The sequence below is a fragment of the Salmonella enterica subsp. enterica serovar Typhimurium str. LT2 genome (assembly GCF_000006945.2).
Taxonomy (GTDB): Bacteria; Pseudomonadota; Gammaproteobacteria; order Enterobacterales; family Enterobacteriaceae; genus Salmonella; species Salmonella enterica.
Genome location: NC_003197.2, coordinates 2248242 through 2273628, shown reverse-complemented (window position 1 = coordinate 2273628; position 25387 = coordinate 2248242). Strand labels below are relative to the sequence as shown.

General features: G+C 53.8%; 24 protein-coding genes and 22 other annotated features. Of the genes, 16 read left to right on the top strand and 8 right to left on the bottom strand.

The window, feature by feature from the left end; genetic code table 11:
• Positions 1-6, top strand: a ribosome-binding site (putative RBS for STM2176; RegulonDB:STMS1H002319).
• The 3 genes from STM2176 (at position 1) to yohI (ending at position 2907) form a co-directional block, all read left to right on the top strand.
• Positions 1-652 (top strand): putative glutathione S-transferase gene (locus STM2176; RefSeq protein NP_461121.1). Within the gene, positions 8-652 belong to an annotated coding region; the region does not span the whole gene. Its footprint overlaps the feature before it by 6 nt.
• Positions 653-659: 7 nt before the next feature.
• Positions 660-665: a ribosome-binding site (putative RBS for STM2175; RegulonDB:STMS1H002318), on the top strand.
• The gene (locus tag STM2175; RefSeq protein ID NP_461120.1) for a putative monooxygenase occupies positions 660-1860 on the top strand. Within the gene, positions 667-1860 belong to an annotated coding region; the region does not span the whole gene. It overlaps the preceding feature by 6 nt.
• Before the next feature lie 96 nt (positions 1861-1956).
• Positions 1957-1962, top strand: a ribosome-binding site (putative RBS for yohI; RegulonDB:STMS1H002317).
• Positions 1957-2907, top strand: a protein-coding gene (yohI, locus tag STM2174; RefSeq protein NP_461119.1) for a putative nitrogen regulation protein. Within the gene, positions 1969-2907 belong to an annotated coding region; the region does not span the whole gene. (Overlaps the previous feature by 6 nt.)
• A gap of 70 nt (positions 2908-2977) precedes the next feature.
• Here the strand turns inward: yohI and STM2173 are convergent.
• A complete protein-coding gene (locus STM2173) occupies positions 2978-3175 on the bottom strand; it encodes a putative cytoplasmic protein (protein NP_448577.3) in 198 nt (65 codons plus the stop codon).
• 178 nt (positions 3176-3353) lie between these two features.
• Positions 3354-3359, top strand: a ribosome-binding site (putative RBS for yohG; RegulonDB:STMS1H002316).
• On the opposite strand from STM2173, the gene yohG reads away from it, so the two are divergent.
• Positions 3354-4802 (top strand): putative outer membrane efflux protein gene (yohG, locus tag STM2172; protein ID NP_461117.1). Within the gene, positions 3366-4802 belong to an annotated coding region; the region does not span the whole gene. (Overlaps the previous feature by 6 nt.)
• Positions 4803-4860: 58 nt before the next feature.
• Positions 4861-4866: a ribosome-binding site (putative RBS for yohF; RegulonDB:STMS1H002315), on the top strand.
• Positions 4861-5629 (top strand): putative oxidoreductase gene (gene yohF, locus STM2171; RefSeq protein NP_461116.1). Within the gene, positions 4868-5629 belong to an annotated coding region; the region does not span the whole gene. Its footprint overlaps the feature before it by 6 nt.
• 48 nt (positions 5630-5677) lie before the next feature.
• Here the strand turns inward: yohF and yohD are convergent.
• The gene (yohD, locus tag STM2170; RefSeq protein ID NP_461115.1) for a putative DedA family, membrane protein occupies positions 5678-6282 on the bottom strand. Within the gene, positions 5678-6274 belong to an annotated coding region; the region does not span the whole gene.
• Positions 6277-6282 (bottom strand) — a ribosome-binding site (putative RBS for yohD; RegulonDB:STMS1H002314). (Overlaps the previous gene by 6 nt.)
• Positions 6283-6394: 112 nt before the next feature.
• Positions 6395-6400, top strand: a ribosome-binding site (putative RBS for yohC; RegulonDB:STMS1H002313).
• Here yohD and yohC point away from each other — a divergent pair.
• Positions 6395-6993, top strand: a protein-coding gene (yohC, locus tag STM2169; protein ID NP_461114.1) for a putative transport protein. Within the gene, positions 6406-6993 belong to an annotated coding region; the region does not span the whole gene. (Overlaps the previous feature by 6 nt.)
• A gap of 152 nt (positions 6994-7145) precedes the next feature.
• Positions 7146-7151, top strand: a ribosome-binding site (putative RBS for pbpG; RegulonDB:STMS1H002312).
• The gene (pbpG, locus tag STM2168; protein NP_461113.1) for a D-alanyl-D-alanine endopeptidase occupies positions 7146-8106 on the top strand. Within the gene, positions 7159-8106 belong to an annotated coding region; the region does not span the whole gene. Its footprint overlaps the feature before it by 6 nt.
• 57 nt (positions 8107-8163) lie before the next feature.
• Here pbpG and dld read toward each other — a convergent pair.
• Positions 8164-9906 (bottom strand): NADH independent D-lactate dehydrogenase gene (gene dld, locus STM2167; protein ID NP_461112.1). Within the gene, positions 8164-9894 belong to an annotated coding region; the region does not span the whole gene.
• Positions 9901-9906 (bottom strand) — a ribosome-binding site (putative RBS for dld; RegulonDB:STMS1H002311). It overlaps the preceding gene by 6 nt.
• 242 nt (positions 9907-10148) lie before the next feature.
• Positions 10149-10154: a ribosome-binding site (putative RBS for bglX; RegulonDB:STMS1H002310), on the top strand.
• Between dld and bglX the strand changes: the two genes are divergently transcribed.
• The 5 genes from bglX to yehW all read left to right on the top strand — a co-directional run bounded on the left by bglX (position 10149) and on the right by yehW (position 16384).
• Positions 10149-12458, top strand: a protein-coding gene (gene bglX, locus STM2166; protein ID NP_461111.1) for a periplasmic beta-D-glucoside glucohydrolase. Within the gene, positions 10161-12458 belong to an annotated coding region; the region does not span the whole gene. It overlaps the preceding feature by 6 nt.
• A 168-nt stretch (positions 12459-12626) precedes the next feature.
• Positions 12627-12632: a ribosome-binding site (putative RBS for yehZ; RegulonDB:STMS1H002309), on the top strand.
• Positions 12627-13556 (top strand): putative ABC superfamily transport protein (bind_prot) gene (yehZ, locus tag STM2165; protein ID NP_461110.1). Within the gene, positions 12639-13556 belong to an annotated coding region; the region does not span the whole gene. (Overlaps the previous feature by 6 nt.)
• Positions 13540-13545 (top strand) — a ribosome-binding site (putative RBS for yehY; RegulonDB:STMS1H002308). (Overlaps the previous gene by 6 nt.)
• Positions 13540-14729 (top strand): putative ABC-type proline/glycine betaine transport system, permease component gene (gene yehY, locus STM2164; protein NP_461109.1). Within the gene, positions 13560-14729 belong to an annotated coding region; the region does not span the whole gene. Before yehZ ends, yehY begins: the two co-directional genes overlap by 17 nt.
• Positions 14709-14714, top strand: a ribosome-binding site (putative RBS for yehX; RegulonDB:STMS1H002307). Its footprint overlaps the gene before it by 6 nt.
• Positions 14709-15669, top strand: a protein-coding gene (yehX, locus tag STM2163) for a putative ABC-type proline/glycine betaine transport system, ATPase component (RefSeq protein ID NP_461108.1). Within the gene, positions 14722-15669 belong to an annotated coding region; the region does not span the whole gene. The genes yehY and yehX overlap by 21 nt, the downstream gene beginning before the upstream one ends.
• Positions 15637-15642, top strand: a ribosome-binding site (putative RBS for yehW; RegulonDB:STMS1H002306). Its footprint overlaps the gene before it by 6 nt.
• The gene (gene yehW, locus STM2162; protein NP_461107.1) for a putative ABC-type proline/glycine betaine transport system, permease component occupies positions 15637-16384 on the top strand. Within the gene, positions 15653-16384 belong to an annotated coding region; the region does not span the whole gene. Before yehX ends, yehW begins: the two co-directional genes overlap by 33 nt.
• On the opposite strand, the gene STM2161 is transcribed toward yehW, so the two are convergent.
• Both STM2161 and yehV read right to left on the bottom strand, forming a co-directional pair.
• The gene (locus STM2161) for a putative inner membrane protein (protein NP_461106.1) occupies positions 16365-16479 on the bottom strand. Within the gene, positions 16365-16472 belong to an annotated coding region; the region does not span the whole gene. The genes yehW and STM2161 overlap by 20 nt on opposite strands.
• Positions 16474-16479, bottom strand: a ribosome-binding site (putative RBS for STM2161; RegulonDB:STMS1H002305). (Overlaps the previous gene by 6 nt.)
• Positions 16480-16531: 52 nt before the next feature.
• Positions 16532-17275, bottom strand: a protein-coding gene (gene yehV, locus STM2160; RefSeq protein ID NP_461105.1) for a putative transcriptional repressor (MerR family). Within the gene, positions 16532-17263 belong to an annotated coding region; the region does not span the whole gene.
• Positions 17270-17275, bottom strand: a ribosome-binding site (putative RBS for yehV; RegulonDB:STMS1H002304). Its footprint overlaps the gene before it by 6 nt.
• A 197-nt stretch (positions 17276-17472) precedes the next feature.
• Positions 17473-17478 (top strand) — a ribosome-binding site (putative RBS for yehU; RegulonDB:STMS1H002303).
• On the opposite strand from yehV, the gene yehU reads away from it, so the two are divergent.
• The 3 genes from yehU to yehS all read left to right on the top strand — a co-directional run bounded on the left by yehU (position 17473) and on the right by yehS (position 20401).
• Positions 17473-19171, top strand: a protein-coding gene (gene yehU / locus STM2159; RefSeq protein ID NP_461104.1) for a putative sensor/kinase in regulatory system. Within the gene, positions 17486-19171 belong to an annotated coding region; the region does not span the whole gene. (Overlaps the previous feature by 6 nt.)
• Positions 19157-19162, top strand: a ribosome-binding site (putative RBS for yehT; RegulonDB:STMS1H002302). (Overlaps the previous gene by 6 nt.)
• Positions 19157-19887 (top strand): putative regulator gene (gene yehT / locus STM2158; RefSeq protein ID NP_461103.1). Within the gene, positions 19168-19887 belong to an annotated coding region; the region does not span the whole gene. The genes yehU and yehT overlap by 15 nt, the downstream gene beginning before the upstream one ends.
• 38 nt (positions 19888-19925) lie before the next feature.
• Positions 19926-19931 (top strand) — a ribosome-binding site (putative RBS for yehS; RegulonDB:STMS1H002301).
• Positions 19926-20401 (top strand): putative cytoplasmic protein gene (gene yehS, locus STM2157; RefSeq protein ID NP_461102.1). Within the gene, positions 19934-20401 belong to an annotated coding region; the region does not span the whole gene. (Overlaps the previous feature by 6 nt.)
• A gap of 56 nt (positions 20402-20457) precedes the next feature.
• On the opposite strand, the gene STM2156A is transcribed toward yehS, so the two are convergent.
• The 3 genes from STM2156A to metG form a co-directional block, all read right to left on the bottom strand.
• Positions 20458-20988 (bottom strand): putative 16.9 kd lipoprotein precursor, encoded by a 531-nt coding sequence (locus STM2156A; protein ID NP_461101.1) that lies wholly within the window; start codon positions 20986-20988, stop codon positions 20458-20460.
• A gap of 171 nt (positions 20989-21159) precedes the next feature.
• The gene (gene yehR / locus STM2156; RefSeq protein ID NP_461100.1) for a putative lipoprotein occupies positions 21160-21630 on the bottom strand. Within the gene, positions 21160-21618 belong to an annotated coding region; the region does not span the whole gene.
• Positions 21625-21630 (bottom strand) — a ribosome-binding site (putative RBS for yehR; RegulonDB:STMS1H002300). (Overlaps the previous gene by 6 nt.)
• A gap of 228 nt (positions 21631-21858) precedes the next feature.
• Positions 21859-23912, bottom strand: a protein-coding gene (gene metG / locus STM2155) for a methionine tRNA synthetase (RefSeq protein ID NP_461099.1). Within the gene, positions 21859-23892 belong to an annotated coding region; the region does not span the whole gene.
• Positions 23907-23912 (bottom strand) — a ribosome-binding site (putative RBS for metG; RegulonDB:STMS1H002299). Its footprint overlaps the gene before it by 6 nt.
• 133 nt (positions 23913-24045) lie before the next feature.
• Positions 24046-24051: a ribosome-binding site (putative RBS for mrp; RegulonDB:STMS1H002298), on the top strand.
• Here metG and mrp point away from each other — a divergent pair.
• The gene (gene mrp, locus STM2154; protein ID NP_461098.1) for a putative ATP-binding protein occupies positions 24046-25166 on the top strand. Within the gene, positions 24057-25166 belong to an annotated coding region; the region does not span the whole gene. It overlaps the preceding feature by 6 nt.
• Positions 25167-25387 lie beyond the last annotated feature (221 nt).

Below are 25387 nucleotides of genomic sequence, written 5' to 3'. Positions count from 1 at the left end.
GTGAACGATGAAGCTGTACAGTTTCTTTAATAGTTCGGCGTCTTATCGTGTACGTATTGCGCTGGCGTTAAAGGGGATTGATTACCAGACGGTGGGCGTCAATATTCGTATCGGCCAGCAGAATGCGCTGGCCTACCGACGGATGAATCCGGTAGGCCTGGTGCCGACGCTGGTCACTGATGACGGCGAATCGTTGGGGCAATCGCTGGCCATCGTCGACTGGCTGGACCGACATTTTCCGCAAACGCCGCTGCTGCCGACGAGCGACCCGGCGCGCAGCCAGGCGCTGGAAATTGTCTACGCTATCGCCTGCGATATACACCCAATCAATAACATGCGCGTGTTGCGCTACCTGACCGATGAGCTGAAGGTTAGCGAAGAGGATAAAAAACGCTGGTACGCCCACTGGATACAGCAAGGGTTAAGCGCGGTAGAGCAGCTATTGCGTAAAAGTCAGTCCGGACGATTCTGCGTGGGCGACGCGCCAGGCCTTGCGGACTGCTGCCTGATTCCTCAGTGGGCGAATGCGCTCAGGATGGGCTGCGATTTATCAGGCTATCCGCGCTGTAAAGCCGTTTATGACGCCTGCGTACAGCTACCGGCGTTTATTGCCGCCGCGCCGGAAAATCAACAAGATAAAATCCCGGCCTGAAAAGGAGAATGACCATGACTCACGTGACAAGCGCAATTATTGTAGGTGGCGGAATCGGCGGCGCGGCGACCGCGCTGTCGCTGGCGCGCCAGGGAATAAAAGTCATGCTGTTGGAAAAAGCGCACGAAATTGGCGAGATTGGCGCGGGTATTCAGCTTGGGCCGAACGCTTTTTCGGCGCTGGATAGTCTCGGTGTGGGCGATGTTGCCCGCCAGCGTGCGGTGTTTACCGATCACATTACCATGATGGATGCCGTGAATGCCGAAGAAGTGGTATGCATTGAAACCGGACAGGCGTTCCGCGACCATTTTGGCGGGCCGTATGCGGTAATTCACCGGGTAGATATTCATGCAACGGTATGGGAAGCGGTGCTGACGCACCCTGGCGTGGAGTATCGTACCTCGACCCATATTGTCGATATCCGCCAGACGCCGGATGACGTTACGGTGTTTGATGAGCAGGGAAATAGCTGGACGGCGGATATTCTCGTGGGCTGCGACGGCGTTAAATCGGTCGTGCGGCAAAGTTTACTCGGCGACGCGCCGCGCGTAACGGGGCATGTAGTCTATCGGGCGGTGATTGATTGCGACGATATGCCGGACGATTTACGTATTAACGCACCGGTGCTGTGGGCAGGCCCGCATTGTCACCTGGTCCATTATCCGCTACGCGGAGGTCAACAGTACAATCTGGTGGTGACATTCCACAGCCGCCAGCAAGAAGAGTGGGGCGTGAAAGACGGCAGTAAAGAAGAGGTGCTCTCTTATTTTGCCGGCATTCATCCCCGCCCGCGCCAGATGCTGGATAAGCCGACCTCCTGGCGCCGCTGGTCGACCGCCGATCGCGAGCCGGTCGCAAAATGGGGAACCGAGCGTATCACTCTGGTGGGCGACGCCGCGCATCCGGTGGCGCAATATATGGCCCAGGGCGCCTGTATGGCGCTGGAAGACGCCGTCACGCTAGGCAAAGCGCTGGAACGCTGCGACGGCGACGCGCAGCAGGCATTTGCGCTGTATGAGTCGGTGCGTATTCCCCGCACGGCGCGTATCGTCTGGTCTACCCGCGAGATGGGGCGTCTCTATCACGCCGCCGGGGTGGAGCGTCAGGTGCGTAATCTGTTGTGGAAAGGGAAATCGCAGGAGGCGTTTTATCGCGGTATCGAATGGCTGTACGGCTGGAAAGAAGATAACTGTCTTGAGCCGCGTTGAGCACTTTACGTGACGTAGCGTGGCGTTTGCGCCGCCACCCGGCAAAAAGTTTTGCTCATCGCAGAGAGGCGTTATGATAGCGCCTCTTTTTTTGCTGTGGATACCGATATGCGTGTTTTACTGGCGCCGATGGAAGGCGTGCTCGACGCGTTAGTGCGCGAGCTGCTGACCGAAGTGAATGATTACGATCTCTGCATCACCGAATTTGTGCGCGTGGTGGATCAGCTGCTGCCGGTAAAAGTGTTTCATCGCATCTGCCCGGAGTTGCATCACGCCAGCCGCACGCCGTCCGGCACGCCGGTGCGTATTCAGCTTCTGGGCCAGCATCCGCAGTGGCTGGCGGAAAACGCCGCGCGGGCGACGGCGTTGGGATCGTATGGCGTGGACCTGAACTGCGGCTGTCCGTCAAAAGTGGTGAACGGCAGCGGCGGCGGCGCGACATTGCTCAAAGATCCCGAACTCATCTATCAGGGCGCGAAAGCGATGCGGGCCGCGGTACCGTCGCATCTTCCGGTGACGGTAAAAGTGCGTCTCGGCTGGGATAGCGGCGATAGAAAATTTGAAATCGCCGATGCGGTGCAGCAGGCTGGCGCCAGTGAACTGGTGGTGCATGGTCGTACCAAAGCGCAGGGCTACCGCGCCGAGCATATCGACTGGCAGGCGATCGGCGAAATACGCCAGCGTCTGACTATTCCGGTTATCGCGAATGGCGAAATCTTGGACTGGCAGAGCGCGCAGGCATGTATGGCGACCAGCGGCTGCGATGCGGTGATGATTGGCCGTGGGGCGTTAAATATTCCTAACCTGAGCCGGGTGGTGAAGTATAACGAGCCGCGTATGCCGTGGCCGGAAGTGGTGACGTTATTACAAAAATATACCCGACTGGAAAAGCAGGGCGATACCGGTTTATATCATGTCGCGCGTATTAAACAGTGGCTGGGATATTTACGTAAGGAATATATTGAGGCGACGGAACTCTTTCAGTCGATTCGGGCGTTAAACCGTTCGTCCGAGATTGCGCGGGCGATTCAGGCTATTAAAATCTAATCTCTACAGCGTCCAGAACGTGTGCCGGGCAGATACTATCGCTGCCCGGCGCAGGAATCAGAAAATCATCTTAAACACGCCCGTTACCACCAACAGCCCAATCAGAAAAATAATTAAGATTGCCCATAGAAGAATTTTCATTGTTTGTCCCTTTATTGGTAAATACAAACAAAGTATAGGAAAGTATTAAGCCATCTGCTGCTTTGTTGGGCGCGGCGACGTTTAACTCATGAAGGCTGCTGGCGCGTATTGCAGCAAAATCGTTCATTTATGAACGGGTTAGTGGGACTTTTCATTGAAGTATTACATCAAAAAATGTATCAGATGAAATTATTTACTAATCATATAAATTTCAAAATATGTCTTTTGTTGTCTGATGATGTATTGCCACGCGTAACTAAAAAATAGATCGCCGTAAGACGTACTCTCTGCGCACCTTTTTTTATCAGAACACCTCCATGAATCGTAATTCTTTCCTTGCCGCGACAGCGAGCTTACCGCTTTTTATTTTGCTGGCGGGTTGCGCCCCCATGCACGATACCCGCCAGTCGCTGACCCAGCAGACGCCCTCTTCTCATGTTGATTCCAGCCTGCCGGCGGCATTGAAAAACGGTTGGCCGGATAGCCAGTGGTGGAAGGCGTATCACGATGCGCAGCTTGACGCGCTGATCGATAATGCCATACAGCATTCGCCGGATATGCAGGTGGCTGAACAGCGTATTCAACTGGCGGAAGCGCAGGCGAAAGCGGTTGAGGCGCAGGACGGCCCGCAGCTCGACTTTTCTGCCGACATTGAGCGCCAGCGAATGTCCGCGGAAGGGCTGATGGGGCCATTCGCGATTACCGACCCTGCGGCGGGAACGACCGGGCCGTGGTATACCAACGGTACATTCGGCCTGACGGCGGGCTGGGATCTGGATTTATGGGGGAAAAACCGCGCTGAAGTTACTGCGCGGATCGGGGCGGTCAAAGCGCGCGAAGCGGAGCAGGAGCAGACCCGACAATTGCTGGCAAGCGGCGTGGCGCGACTCTACTGGGAGTGGCAAACACAGGCAGCGCTGAAAAATGTGCTGATGCAAATCGAGCATGAGCAGCAAAACGTGGTGGCGGTAAACCGGGAGCTGTATCAACACGGTATTACTTCTTCTGTTGAAGGGGTCGAGACCGATATCGACGCCAGCAAAACCCAGCAGCAGTTGAATGACGTTAACGGTAAAATGAAGGTTATTGAAGCGCGGCTCAGCGCGTTAACCAATACGCAATCGGCGGCGCTCAAGCTGCGTCAGGTGAGTCTCCCCGCCGTTGAAAGCCAGTTACCGTCGCAACTGGGCTATTCGTTGCTGGCGCGCCGGGCGGATCTACAGGCCGCGCACTGGTACATTGAATCCTCGTTGAGCAGCATTGACGCCGCGAAGGCCGCGTTTTATCCCGATATCAATCTGATGGCTTTTTTACAGCAGGATGCGTTACATCTGAGCGATCTGTTCCGCCATTCCGCACAGCAATATGGCATTACCGGCGGGCTGACGCTGCCGATTTTCGACAGCGGCAGGCTGAATGCCAACCTCGATATCGCCAAAGCGCAAAGCAACCTTTCTATCGCCAACTACAACAAAGCGGTGGTAGATGCGGTTAATGATGTGGCGCGCGCCGCCAGTCAGGTAGAGACGCTGGCGCAGAAAAATCAGCATCAGCAGCAGATTGAGCATGACGCGCAGCGTGTGGTCGGTCTGGCGCAAGCGCGCTTTAATGCCGGTATTATTGCGGGTTCCCGCGTGAGCGAGGCCAAAATCCCGGCACTGCGCGAGCAGTGTAACGGCTTGCTGTTGCAGGGCCAGTGGCTGGATGCCTCTATTCAGCTTACCAGCGCGCTGGGCGGCGGTTATCATTCCTGATTTTTCCGGATGATTCAGACAGGGTTCCTATACTTAGGCTGTGTATGATTCATCCGGAGAGGAATATGACCAAAGTCGCAATTGTAACGGCATCAGATTCGGGAATTGGCAAAGCGTGTGCGTTGTTATTAGCACAAAACGGTTTTGATATTGGTATCACCTGGCATTCCGATGAACGCGGCGCGCAGGAGACGGCAAAAAAAGCGGCGCAGTTTGGTGTGCGGGCAGAGACCATTCATCTTGACCTGAGCCAGTTACCCGAGGGCGCGCAGGCCATTGAACATCTTATTCAGCGCCTGGGGCGCGTTGACGTGCTGGTCAATAATGCCGGGGCGATGACCAAATCCGCGTTTATTGATATGCCGTTTACGCAGTGGCGGCAAATTTTTACCGTGGACGTCGATGGCGCGTTTCTCTGCGCGCAGATCGCCGCCCGGCATATGATTAAACAAGGAGAGGGAGGGCGCATTATCAACATCACCTCCGTCCATGAGCATACGCCGCTTCCGCAAGCCAGCGCCTATACCGCGGCGAAACATGCGTTGGGGGGATTGACTAAATCCATGGCGCTGGAACTGATTGAGCATCATATTTTGGTCAACGCCGTCGCGCCAGGCGCTATCGCCACGCCGATGAATGATATGGATGACAGCGACATTGAGCCGGGATCGGAACCCTCAATCCCTATCGCCCGACCAGGTTCTACGCATGAAATAGCCAGCCTCGTCGCCTGGCTGTGTTCGGAAGGAGCAAGCTACACCACCGGTCAGTCGCTGATTGTCGACGGCGGGTTTATGCTGGCGAATCCGCAATTCAACGCAAAATAAACGCCGGGTGCCGGATGGCGGCGTTATGCCATCCGGATACCATCGGGTTTAACGGGCCTCCGCTTTGCCGCGTCTTTTCAGCCACCAGCGCACGCCCACCACCAGGACGATGGCCAGAATCAGCCAGACCCCGTGCCTGAGATGCTGATCGAGGTCGTGCAGCCATGGCGCGATCACCTCGCCGCCAAGATATCCCAGCGTGGTAAACAGCAGCGCCCAGATCAGCGCGCCTACAATATTCAGCGGCAGAAAAATTTTAGGCGGCAGGCGGCTGGCGCCAATCAGCAGCGGGCCAACCACCCGGAAGCCGTACATAAAACGCGTGCCGATCACAAACAGATACGGATGGCGTTGGATCATTTTCTGCGCGCGACGAATCTTCGTATGATAACGGGGGAAACGACGCAGGATCTTCCCGCCATAGCATCGTCCTAACAGATAAAGTAGCTGATCGCCCATCATCCCTCCCAGCGCGACAGCCGCCGCCACCAGCGGAAACTTGAGCAATCCCTGATGCGCCGCGACGCCCCCCAACAGGGTAACGGTTTCACCTTCGGCCATACTGCCGATAACCAGCGCCGCATAGCCATAATGCGTAATAAGCGTGTTGATATCCATGCGTAAACCACCTCCGGCATTAAGCATACACCCTGGCAAGAGGCGTGCGCGGCAAAGCCGACGTTTTGCCGGAGACTATTTTGCCATTGTTCATAAAATAACCAGAAACTGAATTATACTTGAACATACTGGCATCTGAGGCAGCAGAAGGGGGCAGTATGAACCATGTATGGGGGCTTTTTTCCCATCCCGATCGGGAAATGCAGGTGATCAAAAGCGAAAACGAAACTGTTTCGCATCACTATACGCACCATGTTTTGCTGATGGCGGCGATTCCCGTCGTCTGCGCCTTTATCGGCACGACGCAAATCGGCTGGAATTTTGGCGACGGCAACGTGTTACAACTCTCGCTGTTTACCGCTTTTGCGCTGGCGGTCTTGTTCTACGGCGTGATGCTGGCGGGCGTCGCGGTGATGGGACGCGTCATCTGGTGGATGGCGCGAAACTATCCGCAACGGCCATCGCTTGCGCGCTGTATGGTTTTTGCCGGCTATGTCGCGACGCCGCTGTTTTTAAGTGGTCTGGTGGCGCTCTATCCCCTGGTATGGCTATGCGCACTGGTCGGCGCTGTCGCGCTTTTTTACACCGGCTATTTGCTGTATTTGGGTATTCCGACTTTCCTTAACATTAATAGAGAGGAAGGATTAAGCTTCTCCAGTTCGACGCTCGCTATCGGCGTGCTGGTCCTGGAGGTGCTACTGGCGATCACCGTGATCCTGTGGGGATACGGCTACCGCCTGTTCTGATGAGAAAAAGGGCTGGCGCAAAAGCCAGCAATGCAGCATTTGCTGACGATTCTTCTGTAGCGGCAACGCTGGCGTGCCGCTATGATGCCACTGCTAGCTTGAGTATAATCTTAGCTCAGGCGGTGTGCGTTACGACGCGCGTGAATCATTATCAGAAATCTCATCATGCTGAAATTCCGAGCTTCATTCCTGAGCCTTGCTCTGATGTTGGCCGTACCTTTTGCCCCGCAGGCTGTGGCGAAAACGGCAGCGACAACCGCGGCGTCTCAACCTGAGATTGCCTCCGGTAGCGCAATGATTGTTGATCTCAACACCAATAAAGTGATCTATTCGAACCACCCGGATCTGGTGCGTCCGATTGCCTCGATAACCAAATTAATGACAGCGATGGTCGTGCTCGACGCGCGATTGCCGCTGGATGAAATACTGAAGGTCGATATCAGCCAGACGCCGGAAATGAAAGGGGTTTACTCCCGCGTGCGCCTGAACAGCGAAATTAGCCGCAAAAATATGTTGCTGCTGGCGTTGATGTCATCCGAAAACCGTGCGGCGGCAAGCCTGGCGCACTATTATCCTGGCGGTTATAACGCATTTATTAAAGCGATGAATGCGAAGGCGAAAGCGCTGGGCATGACGCATACCCGCTTCGTTGAGCCTACGGGGCTGTCGATTCATAACGTCTCGACCGCGCGGGATTTAACAAAATTGCTGATTGCCACGAAGCAATACCCGCTGATTGGCCAGCTAAGCACCACGCGCGAAGACATGGCGACATTCTCGCATCCGGCGTATACGCTGCCGTTTCGCAATACCAACCATTTGGTCTACCGTGATAACTGGAATATCCAGTTAACGAAAACCGGATTTACCAATGCGGCGGGGCATTGCCTGGTGATGCGTACCGTGATCAATAACAAACCGGTCGCGCTGGTGGTCATGGACGCGTTCGGCAAATATACCCACTTTGCGGACGCCAGCCGCCTGCGTACATGGATTGAAACCGGTAAAGTCATGCCCGTTCCGGCTGCCGCGCTGAGCTATAAAAAGCAAAAAGCCGCGCAAATGGCGGCAGCCAGCGCCAGTGCCGGAGCGCAAACCGCACAGAACGATTAAGTCGCCGCAGGCCCGGCAGGCATCGCGCCGCCGGGCTTCACGGTAAACCGCACGGTGTTAATGCGTTTCGTCGGGCGTATTTTCCTGCCAGAATTTCCGCTTACTCGTTTTGCCGATACCGGGGTTCATACTGTTGGTCGGGTCATTTTGCCGATAAAAACGCGTCAGCGTTTCCGGCGCTTTATACAGATGTCCAACGTTGTGCTCCGCCGGGTATTGTGCCCCGCGCGCCTGCAACAACTCGAGCATTTGCGCTTTCAGCGCATGGACGTCGACGCCTTTCTTCACGATATAGTCCTGATGAAAAACGTGGCACATAAAGTGACCGTAATAGAGTTTATGTACCAGTTGGCTGTCGATTTCCGGCGGCAGATGCTCGAACCAGTCGGTATCGTTGCGGCGCAGGGCGATATCCAGCGCCAGGATATCTTCCACTTCATCAGCGTGTACGGCCTGATAACGAATCGCTGCGCCAGCAGCGGCGAAGCGGTGCAGGAAGGCTTTGCTGCCTTCTTCCGGCGTACAGGTGAAGAAACCGCCCTCAGCGGATTTAAAAAATTCATTCAGCCAGCGTTGCGCTTCTGCGACGCCGTCTCCCGCCATTTTTAACAGCAGATGATGCTCATATTTATCGCGCCAGTTTTTCATTCGCGGCGGCAGATGGCTGGGAAACAGATGGCCGAATTTCTGCATCGCGCGGTCGGTGAAATGCGGACGGAAAAATTTTACTTTTTCCAGCATCGCATCGGTTCGGCCTTTTAGCGTGAAAAAGAATGGCATCTTGTCGGTGCCGAGTTTATCGATCATCAGAAAGGTATCTTTACCGTACTGCTCCGCAATATCGTAGATATCGCGATGCATATATTCTCCCGCCACTGGCAGATTGTCGAAGTTCGCCAGAATATGCCGACGGATTTCAGTCAGTACCGCGGGCTGATTGGTGCCGATATAAAAAACCTGCTGATTTTTTTCCGCTGCAAAGGTATCAAGGCGAACGGCAAAAACCGCCAGTTTTCCGGCGCAGCCGGAAGATTCAAACAAACGGTCCGGGTCGGCGTTATAGCGGGCGGGCGTATCGGCGTTGATATCTCGTACCCGCGTCACGTAGTCGTGATCGTGCGCATGACGACCATCGTGACGCACATCCTCATCTTTAATCCGTTCATCATCCAGCTTGCTCAGGATCTGCTCCGGCGTATGCCCAAGATCGATACCCAGATGATTGACCAGTTGCAGTTTGCCTTGGTCGTCAATACGGGCAAAGAGCGACATCTCGGTATAGGCCGGGCCGCGCTGCACCAGCGAGCCGCCGGAGTTATTACAGATACCGCCGATGACCGACGCGCCGATACACGACGAACCAATCACCGAGTGCGGTTCACGGCCCAGCGGTTTAAGCGCTTTTTCCAGCGCATAGAGCGTCGTACCGGGCCAGGCCAGAACCTGTTGGCCGTTATCCAGTAAGTGCAGCTTATCCAGCCGCTGGGTGCTGATAATCACAATATCGCGATCGTAGTCGTTGCCGTTCGGCGTGGAGCCTTCCGTCAGACCGGTGTTGGCGGCCTGCATCAGAATAATTTTGTCAGCGTTAACGCAGGCGTTGAGCACACGCCACAGTTCCAGTAATGAACCCGGGAAAACAACGGCCAGCGCGTCGCCCTGACCGGAACGGAAACCCTTGCGATAGCGGGCGGTTTTGGCGGGGTCTGTCAGCAGGTGAGAATGGCCTACCAGGCGGGCCAGCTCATTCAGGAACGTTTTATTATCAGTCATTGTTATGGAAGACATTCTCCACTCCTTGTGGTGGGACAAAATATCAGCGTTAAGCATAGCGCTTTGTATGACAATACGCTTTCTCATTCAAATTGTTTCTGTGTTGGTGGTATTCATTTGCCGCCTTGATACCATTTGCTGGCGGTTGTGTATTCGACTGTGCGGAAAATTAGGAGAATAACCTTCGCTTTCTTCTCCTCTCGCGTTTAGGCTTATGGCAAACTGCGGTTTTTATTCTGTTTTTACCGCCTCGTCGGGATAAAGATAAAGAGAGACTCAACATGAAATGGTTATGTTCAGTAGGTGTTGCTGTGAGTCTGGCGATGCAGCCAGCATTGGCGGAAAACCTGTTTGGCAATCACCCGCTGACGCCCGAAGCGCGCGACGCGTTCGTCACGGATTTACTCAAGAAAATGACTGTTGATGAAAAAATTGGTCAGTTACGTCTGATTAGCGTCGGCCCTGATAACCCGAAAGAAGCGATTCGCGAGATGATCAAAGACGGGCAGGTAGGGGCGATTTTCAATACCGTCACCCGCCAGGATATCCGTCAAATGCAGGATCAGGTGATGGCGTTGAGCCGCCTGAAAATTCCTCTCTTTTTTGCCTATGACGTGGTACACGGCCAGCGAACCGTCTTCCCGATAAGCCTCGGTCTGGCTTCTTCTTTTAATCTGGATGCGGTAAGAACCGTAGGACGCGTATCGGCGTATGAAGCGGCGGACGACGGCCTGAATATGACCTGGGCGCCGATGGTGGATGTCTCCCGCGATCCGCGTTGGGGACGCGCCTCCGAAGGCTTTGGCGAAGATACATATTTAACCTCTATCATGGGCGAAACCATGGTGAAAGCGATGCAGGGCAAAAGCCCGGCGGACCGCTATTCGGTGATGACCAGCGTGAAACATTTTGCCGCCTATGGCGCCGTTGAAGGCGGTAAAGAATACAACACCGTGGATATGAGTTCCCAGCGTCTGTTTAATGACTACATGCCGCCGTACAAAGCGGGGCTGGATGCGGGGAGCGGCGCGGTGATGGTGGCGCTGAACTCGCTGAACGGCACGCCTGCGACGTCAGATTCCTGGCTATTGAAAGATGTCCTGCGCGATGAGTGGGGCTTTAAGGGAATTACCGTTTCCGACCACGGCGCTATTAAAGAACTGATTAAACACGGTACCGCGGCCGACCCGGAAGATGCGGTGCGCGTGGCGCTAAAGGCAGGGGTGGATATGAGCATGGCGGATGAGTATTACAGCAAATATCTGCCGGGTCTGATTAAGTCGGGCAAAGTGACGATGGCGGAACTGGACGACGCGACGCGCCATGTGCTCAACGTAAAATATGACATGGGATTGTTTAACGACCCCTATAGCCATCTGGGGCCGAAAGAGAGCGACCCGGTGGACACCAATGCCGAAAGCCGCCTGCATCGTAAAGAGGCACGGGAAGTGGCGCGGGAAAGTGTGGTACTGCTGAAAAACCGGCTGGAAACGCTGCCGCTGAAAAAATCGGGCACCATTGCCGTTGTTGGGCCGCTGGCCGACAGTCAACGTGATGTAATGGGAAGCTGGTCTGCTGCTGGGGTCGCGAATCAGTCAGTGACGGTGCTGGCGGGTATTCAAAATGCCGTCGGCGACGGGGCGAAGATCCTCTATGCCAAAGGGGCGAATATCACTAATGATAAAGGCATCGTCGATTTCTTAAACCTGTATGAAGAGGCGGTGAAAATCGATCCGCGCTCACCGCAGGCGATGATTGATGAGGCCGTACAGGCGGCGAAACAGGCCGATGTGGTGGTCGCAGTGGTAGGCGAGTCGCAGGGGATGGCGCATGAAGCCTCCAGCCGTACCAATATCACCATTCCGCAGAGTCAGCGCGACTTAATCACCGCTCTGAAAGCCACCGGTAAGCCGCTGGTACTGGTATTAATGAACGGCAGACCGCTGGCGCTGGTAAAAGAAGATCAACAGGCCGATGCGATTCTGGAGACCTGGTTTGCCGGGACGGAAGGCGGCAACGCCATTGCCGATGTGCTGTTTGGCGATTACAACCCGTCAGGCAAACTGCCGATCTCCTTCCCGCGTTCGGTGGGACAAATTCCGGTCTATTACAGCCATCTCAATACGGGACGCCCGTATAATCCTGAAAAGCCAAACAAATACACCTCACGTTATTTTGACGAAGCGAATGGCCCGCTCTATCCGTTTGGTTACGGTCTGAGCTACACCACATTTACGGTGTCTGACGTCACGCTCTCCTCACCGACAATGCAACGCGACGGCAAAGTCACGGCCAGCGTAGAGGTCACGAACACCGGTAAACGCGAAGGGGCTACGGTCATCCAGATGTACTTACAGGATGTCACGGCGTCAATGAGCCGCCCGGTGAAGCAATTAAAAGGCTTTGAAAAAATCACCCTCAAGCCCGGCGAACGTAAAACCGTGAGTTTCCCGATTGATATCGAGGCGTTGAAGTTCTGGAATCAGCAGATGAAATATGACGCGGAACCCGGCAAGTTCAACGTCTTTATCGGCGTGGATTCCGCTCGCGTTAAACAAGGATCGTTCGAGCTACTGTAAGCCTGCCGTCAACAGGGCGCGATAGCAGCGCCCTGTCTGGCAATGACTTTTCCTGTCCCCCCTTTTATTGCCTGCCACGTCACTTAAACTGGCGGAAAATCCCAGGTTAAACGCAGACTTTTCAACTATGCTTTTTTCTCAAGTCTCTGAAAAAGGCCGTAAAAGGATGAGGAAAGCATCATGACGATCTCAAAGCTATGGGTAAGTTCGCTGGCGTTGCTGGCGACGGTGAGTTTACCTCTACAGGCGGCATCGCCCGTGACGGTCGGGTCAAAGATTGATACCGAAGGCGCACTGCTTGGCAACATGATTTTGCAGGTACTGGAAAGCCACGGCGTTAAAACGGTCAATAAAATTCAGCTCGGGACGACGCCAGTCGTTCGTGGCGCGATTACCGCCGGAGAGCTGGATATCTATCCGGAATACACCGGTAACGGGGCGTTCTTTTTTAAAGATGAAAACGATCCGGCATGGAAAAATGCAAAGCAAGGCTTTGAGAAAGTCAAAAAACTGGATGCGGAGCAGAATAAGCTGGTCTGGTTGACGCCTGCGCCGGCCAACAACACCTGGACCATCGCGATACGTCAGGACATCGCGGAAAAAAATAAACTCTCCTCGCTTGCCGATCTCAGCCGTTATCTGAAAGAGGGCGGCACTTTTAAACTGGCGGCGTCTGCGGAATTTATCGAACGGGCGGATGCGCTGCCGGCATTTGAAAAAGCCTATGATTTTACCTTGAATCAGAACCAGCTCTTGTCGCTGGCGGGCGGCGATACGGCGGTCACGATCAAAGCCGCCGCGCAACAAACATCCGGCGTTAACGCCGCGATGGCGTATGGCACCGACGGCCCTGTCGCCGCGCTGGGTCTGCAAACCCTGAGCGACCCAAAAGGCGTCCAGCCTATCTATGCCCCCGCGCCGGTAGTGCGTGAATCGGTGTTACAGGCCTATCCGCAGATAGCCGACTGGCTGCAGCCCGTTTTCGCCAGCCTTGATGAGAAAACGCTGCAACAGTTGAACGCCAGAATCGCCGTAGAAGGGCTGGATGCGAAAAAAGTCGCCGCAGATTACCTCCGACAAAAAGGGTGGGTGAAGTAATCTGTGAGTGATGCTGCCAAAAAAATCACGGTTAATCGTGTGCTGTTGCTGTTGGTTGTTCTGACCTTGCTTGCTGTCGCGCTGCCTTTCATTAATTACGCCCCGAATCGTCTGGTGAGCGGCGAGGGGCGCCAGTTATGGGAGATCTGGCCGGCGACCATCTGGATGCTGACTGGCGCGGGATGCGCGCTGTTTACGCTGTGCTTTGTACCCGGTAAACGCGGTAGCGTACTGACGCTGATGATGGCGCAGACGCTTTTTATTGTCATGCTGTGGGGAGTCGGCAGGGCGGCGACCCAGTTGGCGCAGGAGGGCAGCCCGCTGGCGCGTACCAGTCTGGGAAGTGGATTGTGGCTGGGCCTCGGTCTGATGTTGCTGGCCTGTAGCGATGCGATCCGCCGTATTACCACTGGGCCGCTGTGGCGCTGGTTGCTGCACGCGCAAATTGTCATTGTCCCGCTGGCGCTGCTGTTTTCAGGCACGTTCGACAACCTCTCGCTTCTGAAAGAGTATACCAACCGCCAGGATGTTTTCGATGCCGCGCTGGTGCAACATTTGATGTTACTGGCGGGCACGGTGCTGCCGGCGCTGGCGATCGGATTACCGTTGGGCGTCTGGTGTTATTTTTCCGCCTCGCGCCAGGGGCCGGTGTTTACCGTACTGAATGTGATCCAGACTATCCCTTCCGTCGCGCTGTTTGGCCTGCTGATCGCGCCGTTGGCCGGGCTGGTGAAACAGTTTCCGTGGCTTGCCGCATTCGGCGTCGCGGGAACCGGCATGACGCCTGCGCTGATAGCTCTGGTGCTCTATGCGTTATTGCCGCTGGTGCGCGGCGTGGTCGCCGGGCTCAATCAGGTGCCGCGCGATGTGCTGGAGAGCGCAAGAGCCATGGGAATGAGTAGCGGCCAGCGCTTCAGGCATGTGCAACTGCCGCTGGCGCTGCCGGTCTTTTTACGTAGCCTGCGGGTAGTAATGGTCCAGACAGTGGGAATGGCCGTCGTCGCCGCGCTGATTGGCGCGGGAGGTTTCGGCGCGCTGGTGTTTCAGGGGCTATTGAGCAGCGCCATTGATTTAGTCCTGTTGGGCGTCATTCCGGTGATTGCGTTGGCGGTAGTGATCGACGCGCTGTTTGATTTATGGATCGCGTTTCTGAAGGGAGCAACCGATGATTGAATTTAACCATGTCAGTAAAACCTTCGGCGATCAACAGGCTGTTAGCGACCTCAATTTGCATTTTAGCGAAGGCAGCTTTTCGGTGTTAATTGGCACCTCCGGCTCGGGAAAATCGACCACTCTGAAGATGATTAACCGGCTGGTAGAGCATGATAGCGGAACGATCCGTTTTGCCGGGGAAGAGATCCGCAGCCTGCCGGTGCTTGAACTGCGCCGTCGCATGGGCTATGCCATTCAGTCTATCGGCCTTTTTCCCCACTGGACGGTGGCGCAAAATATCGCCACCGTACCGCAACTACAAAAGTGGTCGCGTGCGCGGATTAACGATCGTATTGATGAACTGATGGCATTATTGGGTCTGGAAAGCGCGCTGCGCGATCGCTATCCGCATCAGCTTTCCGGCGGGCAACAGCAGCGGGTCGGCGTTGCGCGGGCGCTGGCTGCCGATCCGCAGGTATTGCTGATGGACGAGCCTTTCGGCGCGCTTGATCCGGTAACGCGCGGCGCATTGCAGCAGGAGATGACCCGCATTCATCAGCTGCTGGGGCGCACCATCGTACTGGTGACGCACGACATCGACGAGGCGCTACGCCTCGCCGACCATCTGGTGCTGATGGACGGGGGCCACGTTATCCAACAGGGATCGCCGCTTTCTATGCTGACCTCGCCGGAAAATGATTTCGTGCAGGCATTTTTTGGCCGCAGCGAGCTGGGCGTAAGGCTGCTTTCGTTACGTAGCGTAGGCGATTATGTACGTCGGCATGAACAGCTCAGCGGCGACGCGCTGGTGGAAGAGATGACGCTACGCGATGCGCTATCGATGTTTGTCGCCCGTCGGTGCGACGTCCTGCCGGTGGCGAATCAGCAGGGCGAGCCCTGCGGTACGCTCCATTTCCGCGATCTGCTTTCGGAGACGTCCCCCCGTGAAACGACTGTGTGATCCGCTTCTCTGGCTTATTGTTCTGTTCTTGCTTCTGCTGTTTGGATTGCCTTATAGCCAGCCGTTCTTCGCCGCGCTGTTTCCCGATTTACCGCGCCCGGTCTACCAACAGGAGAGTTTTGCCGCCCTCGCGCTCGCCCATTTCTGGTTGGTGGGCATCTCAAGTTTGTTTGCCGTCGTGGTGGGCGTCGGCGCAGGGATTGCGGTCACGCGAGAAAGTGGGAAAGAGTTTCGTCCCCTGGTGGAGACTATCGCCGCCGTCGGGCAGACCTTTCCCCCGGTCGCGGTACTGGCGATCGCGGTACCCGTCATGGGTTTTGGTCAGCAACCGGCCATTATCGCCTTGATCCTGTATGGGGTGTTGCCCATCCTGCAGGCGACCCTGGCCGGGCTGGGCGCGGTGCCTGCCAGCGTGATGAGCGTTGCCAGCGGTATGGGAATGAGCCGTCGCCAACAGTTGTATCAGGTTGAGCTGCCGCTGGCCGCGCCGGTGATTCTGGCGGGCATCCGAACCTCGGTGATTATCAATATTGGTACGGCGACCATCGCTTCAACGGTGGGGGCCAGTACGTTAGGCACGCCGATCATTATCGGGCTTAGCGGCTTTAATACGGCCTATGTTATCCAGGGGGCGCTGCTGGTGGCGCTGGCGGCGATCATTATCGATCGCCTGTTTGAAAGGCTGACGCGCGTGCTTACCCGGCACGCAAAATAAAACTGTAACCTGCCAGCATCACGCCGCCGATACCGCCAATAGCCATCAGCAGGAAAAGGGCGATCACCCCGATTTTCGCTACGCGCATTATGTACTCCTTATGTTAATAAAAGGAGTATACATTAAAGCGAATTTGTTAGCTTCTGTTTAAACGCCAAGGGGATGAATGTCGCGTCCCTGGGCGCGCCATGCCAGGAGTTGCTGCTGCTGCGCCAGCGTCTGGTTTTCTCCGCACCATACCAGTAACGTCTTGCCGTCAAACAGTTCCGGGCGGAACTGGCTAAGCGAATGCGCCAGCACGTCGATTCGCCATCCCTGTTGGCTGGCGACCCAACCTTCCAGCCACAGGCGGGTGGTATCATGGATATTCCAGCCGATCACCAACGCATCTTTTCCCTGTTTCTTACGCGCAGACGCCAGGCAGAGCGCAATATAGTTGATCAGGATACCGTCAAGAATGCCGAGCAGCGCCTGAAGGGCGGGTTGTTGGCACTGTAATCGTCGCCGCAGTGGGACGAACAGGTTAGTGGTCAATGTTTGGGCAGGATAATCCTGACCGCGTTCTTTGACCCATAACCGTAAACTGTGCAGATTACTGCTTTGCAGGTAGTGCAGCAGGATCTCCTGCTGTTCGCGCCAGCCGTTAGGTTGTTCGCTACTGTCGCTACTGAGCAGCACTTTGACTTTGCTGACCTGGACGCCGTTATCTATCCAGCGCTTGATTTCGCGGATTCTGTCGATATCGGCATCGTTAAACAGACGATGACCGCCATCCGTTCGCTGTGGTTTTAAAAGTCCATAACGTCTCTGCCACGCGCGCAACGTGACAGGATTGATATCACAAAGCAAAGCCACTTCACCAATTGTGTAAAGCGCCATCGTTTCACCCTTGCTCGCGAGGTCCCGGTTTAACTTTAGACGCTCTTTTAGGAACCAGGAAGTTTTGCCTGTTTTTTATGCATTAAAACGCGAAGTAGCGGGTTGCGGCGCGGCGTTTAAGTGATCGTATTCACGAATTCATATTTTTATGCAACAGTTCAAAGAAAGTTAATCGTACTCAATGTATGTTACGCGCTTTTAATTGAAGTGTGGTTTGCGGGTATGTACGAGTTTAATCTGGTGTTGCTGCTGCTTCAGCAGATGTGCGTGTTTCTGGTCATTGCGTGGCTAATGAGTAAAACGCGCCTGTTCATCCCGCTTATGCAGGTCACGGTTCGTCTGCCGCACAAGCTTCTGTGTTACGTCACGTTTTCTATCTTCTGCATCATGGGCACTTATTTTGGGCTGCATATCGAAGATTCGATTGCCAATACCCGCGCAATTGGCGCGGTGATGGGCGGCCTACTCGGCGGGCCGGTCGTCGGCGGGCTGGTCGGTCTGACCGGTGGGTTACATCGGTATTCTATGGGCGGCATGACGGCGCTGAGCTGTATGATTTCCACCATCGTCGAAGGGCTGTTGGGCGGGTTGGTACACAGCGTTCTCATACGTCGCGGACGCCCGGACAAAGTGTTTAGCCCGCTGACGGCGGGAGCAATTACGTGTATTGCCGAACTGGTGCAGATGCTGATCATTTTACTGATAGCCAGGCCGTTTGACGATGCCTTGCATCTGGTCAGTAATATTGCCGCGCCGATGATGGTGACGAATACCGTTGGCGCCGCGCTGTTCATGCGTATTTTGCTCGATAAGCGCGCCATGTTCGAAAAATATACTTCGGCATTTTCTGCTACCGCGCTGAAGGTCGCCGCGTCAACGGAGGGGATTCTGCGTCAGGGATTTAACGAAGTGAACAGTATGAAGGTGGCGCAGGTGTTATATCAGGAGCTGGATATTGGCGCCGTCGCCATCACCGATCGCGAAAAACTGCTGGCTTTTACTGGTATTGGCGACGATCACCATCTACCGGGCAAACCCATTTCATCAGGTTATACGCTGAAAGCAATTGAAACCGGAGAGGTGGTTTATGCCGATGGCAACGAAGTGCCGTATCGCTGTTCGCTACACCCGCAGTGTAAACTCGGTTCGACGCTGGTGATCCCGCTGCGTGGCGAAAATCAGCGAGTCATGGGCACCATTAAATTGTACGAAGCGAAAAACCGACTGTTCAGCTCAATTAACCGCACCCTGGGAGAGGGTATTGCGCAGCTTTTATCCGCGCAGATCCTGGCCGGGCAGTATGAACGGCAGAAGGCGTTGCTGACGCAGTCAGAGATCAAGCTGTTGCACGCGCAGGTGAACCCGCATTTTCTGTTTAACGCGCTCAATACCATTAAAGCGGTGATTCGCCGCGACAGCGAACAGGCCAGCCAACTGGTGCAGTACTTGTCGACCTTTTTTCGCAAAAATTTAAAACGCCCGTCGGAAATCGTCACGCTGGCGGATGAAATTGAACACGTAAACGCTTATCTGCAAATTGAAAAAGCGCGTTTTCAGTCGCGTCTGCAGGTACAGCTTGATGTTCCATCGACGCTTTCACGTCAGAAATTGCCTGCGTTTACATTACAGCCGATTGTTGAGAACGCCATTAAACATGGCACGTCGCAACTGCTTGATACCGGCAACGTCGCTATTCGCGCCCGGCGCGAAGGGCAGCATTTGATGTTAGATATTGAGGATAATGCGGGACTGTATCAGCCTTCCGCCGGCAGTAGCGGGCTGGGGATGAGTCTGGTTGATAAACGTCTGCGCGAACACTTTGGCGATGATTATGGTATTAGCGTGGCCTGCGAGCCGGACTGTTTTACCCGAATTACATTACGACTTCCACTGGAGGAGGACGCATGATTAAAGTGCTGATTGTGGATGATGAGCCGTTAGCGCGGGAAAATCTGCGGATTTTGCTCCAGGGGCAGGATGACATTGAGATTGTGGGAGAGTGCGCGAACGCGGTAGAAGCGATTGGCGCGGTACATAAGTTGCGACCTGATGTGCTGTTTCTGGATATTCAGATGCCGCGTATCAGTGGACTGGAGATGGTAGGAATGCTTGATCCGGAACACCGCCCGTATATCGTTTTTTTAACCGCGTTTGACGAATACGCCATCAAAGCCTTTGAAGAACACGCTTTTGATTATCTGCTCAAGCCGATAGAGGAGAAACGGCTGGAAAAAACGTTACATCGTCTGCGTCAGGAGCGCAGTAAACAGGATGTTTCGTTGTTGCCGGAAAACCAGCAGGCGCTTAAATTCATTCCCTGTACCGGACACAGCCGGATCTATTTGTTGCAAATGGATGATGTCGCCTTTGTCAGTAGCCGTATGAGCGGCGTTTATGTGACCAGCAGTGAAGGGAAAGAGGGGTTTACCGAGCTGACGCTGCGCACGCTGGAAAGCCGGACGCCGCTACTGCGTTGTCATCGTCAGTTTCTGGTGAATATGGCCCATTTGCAGGAAATACGGCTGGAGGATAATGGGCAGGCAGAGCTGATTTTACGCAACGGCCTGACGGTGCCGGTAAGCCGTCGCTATCTGAAAAGTTTAAAAGAGGCGATTGGCCTGTAAAAGACTGTTAGAATATCGTTTTGCCATAGAAACGACCGAAGGCCTCATGCTGAGTAACGATATTCTGCGTAGCGTGCGCTACATTTTAAAAGCTAATAATACCGATCTGGCGCGTATCCTGGCGCTGGGTAACGTTGATGCTACGCCGGAGCAGATTGCAATCTGGTTGCGCAAAGAAGAGGAAGAGGGGTTTCAGCGTTGCCCGGATATCGTGTTGTCCTCATTTCTCAATGGCCTCATTTATGAAAAACGCGGCAAAGATGAGGCGGCGCCTGCATTGACGGCGGAACGTCGTATCAACAACAATATTGTGCTGAAAAAGCTGCGTATCGCCTTTTCGCTAAAAACAGATGATATCCTGGCGATACTTACCGGTCAGTTGTTTCGTGTCTCAATGCCAGAGATCACCGCGATGATGCGCGCGCCGGACCATAAGAACTTCCGCGAATGCGGCGATCAGTTTATGCGTTATTTTCTGCGCGGTCTGGCAGCCCGTGAACACGCGGCGAAGTAATTCTGCGGTATTGTTCCCGGCAGCGTCCTGTCTGACCGGGAAAACGCATTATTATACTAATTGATTCTATGATATCCGCTCTCTTCCAGCAGTTTCTGCGAGCGAATCATTGACAGATAGTACGCGGAACAGTTGTCAATTGATGATCCTGGCAATTTACAGAGGTCGCTTATTTTTGCCTGGGTAAAATTAATATCCACATATTCCGTAGCATAGCTATCATAATAGTCGATTCGTTCAGTCAAACCCGGCATACCCTGATAAGCTTCGCCGACTTGACTCAGCATTTTTTGTGCTTCTTCTTTATTATTGGCTTTCAGGGTCTTATAAAGTAGTTTATGTTCAGATATTTGACGTAAAACGATATCCCCTTTGTAGTAATAGGTTAACTTGATTTCAATACCGTTGAGATTACCTACATAGCGTTGTGTTTCCTCTGACTCTTTGCTAGCGGCTATCTTCTTGATAAACGCTGTCATGTTATTTTGCTTTCCCTGGAGAGTATCGTTTTTCTGATCGCAGCCAGTTATGCTAACCGATAGAGAGAGCGCGAATAGTGGCAGTGCCATAAGACGTAGAACCTGCATAACAATTCCTTGTCGTTAAGTATTGGTGTGGCCAAGAATTCAGGGATTATAGGCTTTGGCGAGGGGACTTACAGCGAGGCTGTCTTTTTTCGGAATTCATAAAGAAAAGACGCTGCCGAAGCAGCGCCCTGAGCGACTTTACCAGTCGATGCAATACATTATGCCTGCCAGTTATTTCGCTTCTTTAAAACCAGCAGCTTCCAGCAGCGTCTGGGTTTGTTTCATGCTGATACCTTTGCTGGTATCGCCGGACACCATCGTCCCTGAGATTTGCTGTAACGCTTTAAAGTCCACTTTTTCCATATCCACAGAGACGTTTTCCTGGGCATAGGTATCTTCATAGGTTAATTTTTCTTCCACTCCGGCGATATTTTTATATTTCGCGCTCAGCGGATCGAGAATTTTGGCGGCATCTTCTTTCGTTTTAGCGCCTACAGTGGCATAGCTGATTTTACTTTCAGACGTCTGCTTAATGATTTTGTCACCTTTATAGGTGTAAGTAATTGAAATTTCTGTCCCCGCCAGGTTTGCGTTAAAGGTCTTTGATTCTTCTTTATCGCCACAGCCAGCAAGAGAGAACACCAGTACGGAAGCCAAAGCCGCGGACAATAACTTGCCAGAAATTTTCATCTAAAACTCCATTTTATATAATGATTGGGTTTTTAAAATAATTTCAATGAATTAATTTAACCCAGTAATAGCAATGTATCAGGGAGAGATAGAATATGACTTTTAGCCGTTATTTAGCAGTCCGGATATGGAGTCTTAACGCTATTGCTTATTAAGGAAAAAGTTAAAACACGCGGATGGGGTGATATGCCAGTCAGGATTAAGCGGTTAAAAAAGCCGGAGCATGCTCCGGCTTGTTGCTTATTTCACCTGTTGGCCAGGCTTCGCGCCGTCATCAGGGCTTAACAGGAAGATATCTTTCCCGCCAGGTCCTGCGGCCATCACCATTCCCTCGGAGACGCCAAAGCGCATTTTGCGCGGCGCGAGGTTGGCGACCATTACCGTCTGGCGGCCAATCAGCGCCTGCGGGTCCGGGTAGGCGGAACGAATGCCGGAGAAGACGTTACGCTTCTCGCCGCCCAGATCCAGCGTCAGACGCAGCAATTTGTCAGAACCATCTACGAACTCAGCATTTTCAATCAATGCTACGCGCAGGTCAATTTTGGCGAAATCGTCAAAGGTGATGGTTTCCTGAATCGGGAAGTCGGCTAACGGGCCGGTAACCGGCGCGGCTGCGGCTTTCACCTCTTCTTTAGACGATTCAACCAGCGCTTCAACTTGCTTCATGTCGATGCGATTGTAGAGCGCCTTAAAGGTGTTGACCTTGTGACCGAGCAGCGGCTGTTCGATGGCATCCCAGTTCAACTCACTGTTCAGGAAGGCTTCAACGCGTTCAGAAAGCGTCGGCAGTACCGGTTTCAGATACGTCATCAGCACGCGGAACAGGTTGATGCCCATTGAGCAAATGGCCTGCAGGTCCGCGTCGCGGCCTTCTTGTTTAGCCACCACCCACGGCGCTTGCTCGTCAACATAACGGTTAGCGATGTCGGCCAGCGCCATAATCTCACGGATAGCTTTACCGAATTCACGGCTTTCCCATGCTTCGCCAATCACCGCAGCGGCGTCAGTAAAGGTTTTATACAATTGCGGATCGGCCAGTTCAGCCGCCAGCACGCCGTCGAAACGCTTATTGATAAAACCGGCGTTACGCGAGGCCAGGTTGACTACTTTATTGACGATATCGGCATTGACGCGCTGGACAAAGTCTTCCAGGTTCAGGTCGATGTCATCAATGCGTGAAGAAAGCTTCGCGGTGTAGTAGTAGCGCAGGCTGTCGGCGTCAAAGTGTTTCAGCCAGGTGCTGGCCTTAATAAAGGTGCCGCGAGACTTAGACATCTTCGCGCCGTTCACCGTCACGTAACCGTGAACGAACAGGTTGGTCGGCTTACGGAAGTGGCTGCCTTCCAGCATGGCAGGCCAGAACAGGCTGTGGAAATAGACGATGTCTTTGCCGATAAAGTGGTACAGCTCGGCATCGGAGTCTTTTTTCCAGTACTCATCAAAACTGGTCGTGTCACCGCGCTTATCGCACAGATTTTTGAAGGAGCCCATATAGCCAATCGGCGCGTCCAGCCAGACGTAGAAATATTTGCCCGGCGCGTTCGGGATTTCGAAACCAAAATACGGCGCGTCGCGGGAAATGTCCCACTGTTGCAGGCCGGATTCAAACCACTCCTGCATTTTGTTCGCCACCTGCTCCTGCAGCGCGCCGCTGCGGGTCCACGCCTGCAACATTTCGCTGAATGACGGCAGGTCAAAGAAAAAGTGCTCGGAGTCACGCATTACCGGCGTCGCGCCGGACACCACGGATTTCGGTTCGATAAGTTCGGTCGGGCTGTAGGTCGCGCCGCACACTTCACAGTTATCGCCGTACTGGTCTGCGGATTTACATTTCGGGCAGGTGCCTTTCACAAATCGGTCCGGCAGGAACATGCCTTTTTCCGGATCGTAGAGTTGAGAGATGGTGCGGTTCTTAATAAAACCGTTCTCTTTCAGGCGCGTATAAATCAGCTCGGACAGCTCGCGATTCTCGTCGCTGTGCGTTGAGTGGTAGTTGTCGTAGCTAATATTAAAACCGGCGAAATCGGTCTGGTGCTCCTGGCTCATTTCACCGATCATTTGCTCCGGCGTAATACCAAGCTGCTGCGCTTTCAGCATGATCGGCGTGCCATGAGCGTCATCGGCACAGATGAAGTTAACCTCATGGCCGCGCATTCGCTGGTAACGGACCCAGACATCAGCCTGGATGTGCTCCAGCATATGGCCGAGGTGGATAGAGCCGTTGGCGTACGGCAGCGCGCACGTTACCAGAATTTTCTTCGCGACTTGAGTCATAGTGGGTATTACTTCTTCTGTTGTAAAAAAGGGCTTTGATAGTACCAAAATGGTAATTACTGCGCCAATCGATAAGGGCATTTATCCGTAAATGAATAATTGTTACCGCTGGAGTAAACTACAAAGTTACAATCGTACTTTTCAGAACTACAAAAGGAGTCGGGATGAACGAACAATCCCAGGCCAAATCACCAGATACCCTGCGAGCGATGGTCGCCGGGACGCTGGCGAATTTTCAGCACCCAACCCTGAAGCATAACCTCACCACGCTTAAGGCGTTGCACCACGTCGCCTGGATGGATGATACGCTGCACGTTGAGCTGGTCATGCCGTTCGTCTGGAACAGCGCGTTTGAGGTATTAAAAGAGCAATGCAGCGCCGATCTGTTACGTATTACGGGCGCAAAAGCGATCGACTGGAAACTGTCGTACAACATTGCGACGCTGAAACGCGTCAAAAATCAGCCTGGCATTAATGGCGTGAAAAACATCATTGCCGTGAGCTCCGGTAAAGGCGGGGTGGGGAAATCGTCCACGGCGGTAAACCTGGCGCTGGCGTTAGCGGCTGAAGGCGCAAAGGTCGGGGTTCTCGATGCCGATATTTACGGTCCGTCGATCCCAACCATGCTTGGCGCAGAAGATCAGCGCCCAACATCGCCAGACGGTACGCATATGGCGCCGATTATGTCTCACGGCCTGGCGACCAACTCGATCGGCTATCTGGTGACTGACGATAACGCGATGGTATGGCGCGGCCCAATGGCCAGTAAGGCGCTGATGCAGATGTTGCAGGAGACGCTGTGGCCGGATCTGGATTATCTGGTACTGGATATGCCGCCGGGAACCGGGGATATTCAGCTAACGCTGGCGCAGAACATTCCTGTTACCGGCGCGGTGGTGGTGACTACGCCGCAGGATATCGCGCTAATCGACGCCAAAAAAGGTATCGTGATGTTCGAGAAGGTGGAAGTGCCGGTGCTCGGCATTGTGGAAAATATGAGTATGCATATTTGTAGCAACTGCGGCCATCACGAACCGATCTTCGGCACGGGCGGCGCGCAGAAGCTGGCGGAAAAATACCATACTCAGCTTCTGGGTCAGATGCCGCTGCATATTAGTCTGCGCGAAGATCTTGATCGCGGTACGCCGACGGTGGTTAGCCGTCCGGAGAGCGAATTTACCGCGATCTATCGCGAACTGGCCGATCGCGTTGCGGCACAGCTTTACTGGCAGGGTGAAGTGATTCCGGGAGAAATCGCCTTCCGCGCGGTGTAATCCTCCTGACGTATTCCAAAGAGAATATGACATTCACTGCATTAATATATATTGATGCAGTGAATGTATTAATAAAATAATAGCCCCCGCATTGTTAATTCCTGCTTAAACAGACAGGTGTTTATCTGAAATAATCGGCAAAAACATTATTTGAATTGATCATACCTATCCTACTGATTTATTTTTTCAATTGGTTTTAAGGTATCGATACGTTCATACTG